Source organism: Exiguobacterium sp. s6 (assembly GCF_018618155.1).
In the GTDB taxonomy this organism is placed as follows: domain Bacteria; phylum Bacillota; class Bacilli; order Exiguobacteriales; family Exiguobacteriaceae; genus Exiguobacterium; species Exiguobacterium mexicanum_A.
In genome coordinates, this window is sequence record NZ_JACSLN010000009.1 from 1 (window position 1) to 2,527 (window position 2,527).

General features: G+C 55.0%; 1 rRNA gene. It reads left to right on the forward strand.

What is annotated here, in order from left to right:
- Positions 1 to 2,521: ribosomal RNA gene (locus KNP75_RS15540) — 23S ribosomal RNA — on the forward strand; the annotation flags it as partial.
- Positions 2,522 to 2,527: the final 6 nt, after the last annotated feature.

Sequence of the window (2,527 nt, forward strand, 5' to 3'; positions counted from 1 at the left end):
TATCCCCTCCAGAGTGGATCCTGAGTACGGCGGGACACGTGAAACCCCGTCGGAATCCGGGAGGACCATCTCCCAAGGCTAAATACTTCCTAGTGACCGATAGTGAACCAGTACCGTGAGGGAAAGGTGAAAAGCACCCCGGAAGGGGAGTGAAACAGATCCTGAAACCGTATGCCTACAAGTAGTCAGAGCCCGTTAACGGGTGATGGCGTGCCTTTTGTAGAATGAACCGGCGAGTTACGATGGCGGGCGAGGTTAAGCCGATGAGGCGGAGCCGCAGCGAAAGCGAGTCTGAATAGGGCGCATCAGTCCGTCGTCGTAGACCCGAAACCAGGTGATCTACCCATGTCCAGGATGAAGGTCAGGTAACACTGACTGGAGGTCCGAACCCACGCACGTTGAAAAGTGCGGGGATGAGGTGTGGGTAGCGGTGAAATGCCAATCGAACCTGGAGATAGCTGGTTCTCCCCGAAATAGCTTTAGGGCTAGCCTCGAGGTGAAGAGTTCCGGAGGTAGAGCACTGATTGGACTAGGGGCCCCCACAGGGTTACCGAATTCAGTCAAACTCCGAATGCCGGCAACTTGTACTCGGGAGTCAGACTGCGAGTGATAAGATCCGTAGTCGAAAGGGAAACAGCCCAGACCATCAGCTAAGGTCCCCAAGTGTATGTTAAGTGGAAAAGGATGTGGCGTTGCACAGACAACTAGGATGTTGGCTTAGAAGCAGCCATCATTCAAAGAGTGCGTAATAGCTCACTAGTCGAGTGACGCCGCGCCGAAAATGTAACGGGGCTAAACATACCACCGAAGCTATGGATCCCGTAAGGGATGGTAGGGGAGCGTTCCAAGCAGCAGTGAAGCGGTATCGTGAGGAGCCGTGGAGCGCTTGGAAGTGAGAATGCCGGTGTGAGTAGCGAAAAGAGGGGTGAGAATCCCCTCCGTCGAAAGCCCAAGGTTTCCTGAGGAAGGCTCGTCCGCTCAGGGTTAGTCTGGACCTAAGCCGAGGCCGAAAGGCGTAGGCGATGGACAACAGGTTGATATTCCTGTACCGCCGTACCACCGTTTGAACGATGGGGGGACGCAGAAGGATAAGGTAACCGTGCGACTGGAAGTGCACGGACAAGCAGCGAGGCCGTCGGGTTGGCAAATCCGCCCGACACACAAGGCTGAGCTGTGATGTGGAGCCCGTAGGGCGAAGTACCGGATTTCACGCTGCCAAGAAAAGCCTCTAGTAAGGAGGTCGGCGCCAGTACCGTAAACCGACACAGGTAGGCGAGATGAGAATTCTAAGACGCGCGGGATAACTCTCGTTAAGGAACTCGGCAAAATGGTCCCGTAACTTCGGGAGAAGGGACGCTTATGGCAACATAAGCCGCAGTGAATAGGCCCAAACGACTGTTTAGCAAAAACACAGGTCTCTGCTAAATCGCAAGATGAAGTATAGGGGCTGACGCCTGCCCGGTGCTGGAAGGTTAAGGGGATGTGTCATCGCAAGAGAAGCACTGAACCGAAGCCCCAGTAAACGGCGGCCGTAACTATAACGGTCCTAAGGTAGCGAAATTCCTTGTCGGGTAAGTTCCGACCCGCACGAAAGGCGTAACGATTTGGGCACTGTCTCAACGAGAGACCCGGTGAAATCATAGTACCTGTGAAGATGCAGGTTACCCGCGACAGGACGGAAAGACCCCATGGAGCTTTACTACAGCCTGATATTGAGGCTTTGTACGCGATGTACAGGATAGGTGGGAGTTTGTGAAGCCGGAGCGCCAGCTTCGGTGGAGACACCCTTGGGATACCACCCTTTGCGTATAGAGTCTCTAACTCGCAGCCGTGATCCGGCTGGAGGACCGTGTCAGGTGGGTAGTTTGACTGGGGCGGTCGCCTCCTAAACAGTAACGGAGGCGCCCAAAGGTTCCCTCAGAATGGTTGGAAATCATTCGAAGAGTGCAAAGGCAGAAGGGAGCTTGACTGCGAGACCTACAAGTCGAGCAGGGACGAAAGTCGGGCTTAGTGATCCGGTGGTTCCGCATGGAAGGGCCATCGCTCAACGGATAAAAGCTACCCTGGGGATAACAGGCTGATCTCCCCCAAGAGTCCACATCGACGGGGAGGTTTGGCACCTCGATGTCGGCTCATCGCATCCTGGGGCTGGAGTAGGTCCCAAGGGTTGGGCTGTTCGCCCATTAAAGCGGTACGCGAGCTGGGTTCAGAACGTCGTGAGACAGTTCGGTCCCTATCCGTCGTGGGCGCAGGAAATTTGAGGAGAGCTGTCCTTAGTACGAGAGGACCGGGATGGACGCACCGCTGGTGTACCAGTTGTTCCGCCAGGAGCATCGCTGGGTAGCTACGTGCGGACGGGATAAGTGCTGAAAGCATCTAAGCATGAAGCCCCCTCCGAGATGAGATTTCCCTTTGAGCAATCAAGAAAGACCCCTCAGAGACGATGAGGTAGATAGGTCATGGGTGGAAGCACGGCGACGTGTGGAGCTGAATGATACTAATCGGTCGAGGCTTTGATCTAGTCTAA